The sequence below is a fragment of the Okeania sp. SIO2B9 genome (genome assembly GCF_010672505.1).
In the GTDB taxonomy this organism is placed as follows: domain Bacteria; phylum Cyanobacteriota; class Cyanobacteriia; order Cyanobacteriales; family Microcoleaceae; genus Okeania; species Okeania hirsuta.
The window spans coordinates 1-1,571 of record NZ_JAAHGK010001538.1; the positions used below are offsets into that span (position 1 = coordinate 1).

1 protein-coding gene is annotated in these 1,571 nt (G+C 36.9%); it reads right to left on the reverse strand.

The window, feature by feature from the left end:
- Window positions 1-437: 437 nt before the first annotated feature.
- The gene (locus F6K13_RS32400; protein ID WP_124143927.1) at window positions 438-1,268 is read right to left on the reverse strand and encodes a metallophosphoesterase; all 831 of its coding nucleotides are present in this window, start codon (window positions 1,266-1,268) and stop codon (window positions 438-440) included.
- Between the last annotated feature and the right edge of the window lie 303 nt (window positions 1,269-1,571).

The following is a 1,571-nucleotide window of genomic DNA, read 5'->3' on the forward strand; positions in this document are numbered from 1 at the left end:
TGGAAGACAGGAGAAATGGGAAGTTAGAGAAGGTAGGAGTAAGAATTGTCTCAAGATTGTTCTGCCCAGCTCTTCCCTAAAATACTAACTTTTTGAGCATGAAGAGCTGAAACAGGCGCACTTTTTTTGACAAAAAAAAAGGCACTTGTCTTTATATGTCAATGTTTTTAGATTTAATCAGCAAGCCCTAATTAGCAATAAATGATAAAGTTAGTGTTAATAACTTAATAACTGAAGTGTTGCCTAAGTATAGCATTACTTTTAATAATTGGTATAAGAGGAGAAGAAAGTTTTTTCTGAATGCTATTAAACGGACATGATATAAAACAATGCGACAAAAAAAATTGAGGTGGATTTAAACATAAGTATTAAACCCATCTCGGCAAATTTGTCAGTCAAAATTAATACCCTAAAAAAAATAGAGTATATTAAATACTCTAATTAGTTTCCAAGGTAATTACTGTAACTTCTGGTGGGCAAAATAACCTACCTGGAAAATAAGTTCCTAAACCACGATTCACATATAAATAGTTATTTCCAATTTGATGCAACCCCTGAGACCATTCCCAATACTCAACTATTCTGTGACACTTATCCATGAATGGTACAAAAGGTCGTAAAAATTTAGGTATGAGTCTGCGAACAGGTTCTCGATATTGAGGTAGAGGTCCGATAAATGGTAACCTAATCTGACCCCCGTGAGTATGACCAGACAGTTGTAGGTCAATACGCCATTTTTGTAATACTTTAGCGGTATCGGGATTGTGGGATAAGACGATCCGAGGAACCGTTTCATCTATAGATTCGATGACTGCAGTTGGTTTGAAGTTACTAGACCAATAGTCCTCTAACCCTACTAAAGCTAAACCTGAACCCAGAGGATAGACGACTTGATTCAGCAGAATAGGAATGTCTATACGAGTAAAAGCGTCAATGACTTTATCCCTGGCACCTGGATATTCTTCATCGTGGTTACCGAGTACAGCATAGACACCAGCACGACTTTCGAGATATTTCAATCGCAACACTAAATCATATATAGGTGCAGGTTCATCTGTGATAAAGTCACCTGTAAGTAAAATTAAATCTGGTTCGACTTCATTGGTAATAGCGATCGCTTCAGAAAGCAACCGTTCGGATAGTCGCAGTCCGTCATAATGGAAGTCGGTCAAGTGTACGAGTTTTGTCCCTTGTAAATGATTAGGCAACCCAGTAATTTTCAGGGTCAAGTAATCTACCTGCAATTGGCCTGTCAATATCCTGTGCATGGTACATAAACTATTACTACACTAAGGCGCTTATAGCATAGCAAACCAGAATAAGTTAATATGCATTTAAAATGCGTATTAGCAAGTCAAAAGTTAGAAGTAATAAGAGTTTTACCTTTAACGAGGCACACAATAATAAGTCGTTTATATGCATAACAGCTGATAGAACCCCTAAGCGTATCTTTTATTGAAATACAAAGGCTTCAGGAAAGCCGTTTTAAGGAGCCTAACAACTATAAGGGTTCAGGAAACCGAAAAATTATGAAAAATGACTGCCAGAATCATAAAACCCAGATGGGTATT

Coding starts and splice junctions, on each gene's coding strand:
- F6K13_RS32400 (WP_124143927.1), bottom strand. CDS start 1,268: ATGCACAGGATATTGACAGGCCAATTGCAGGTAGATTACTTGACCCTG.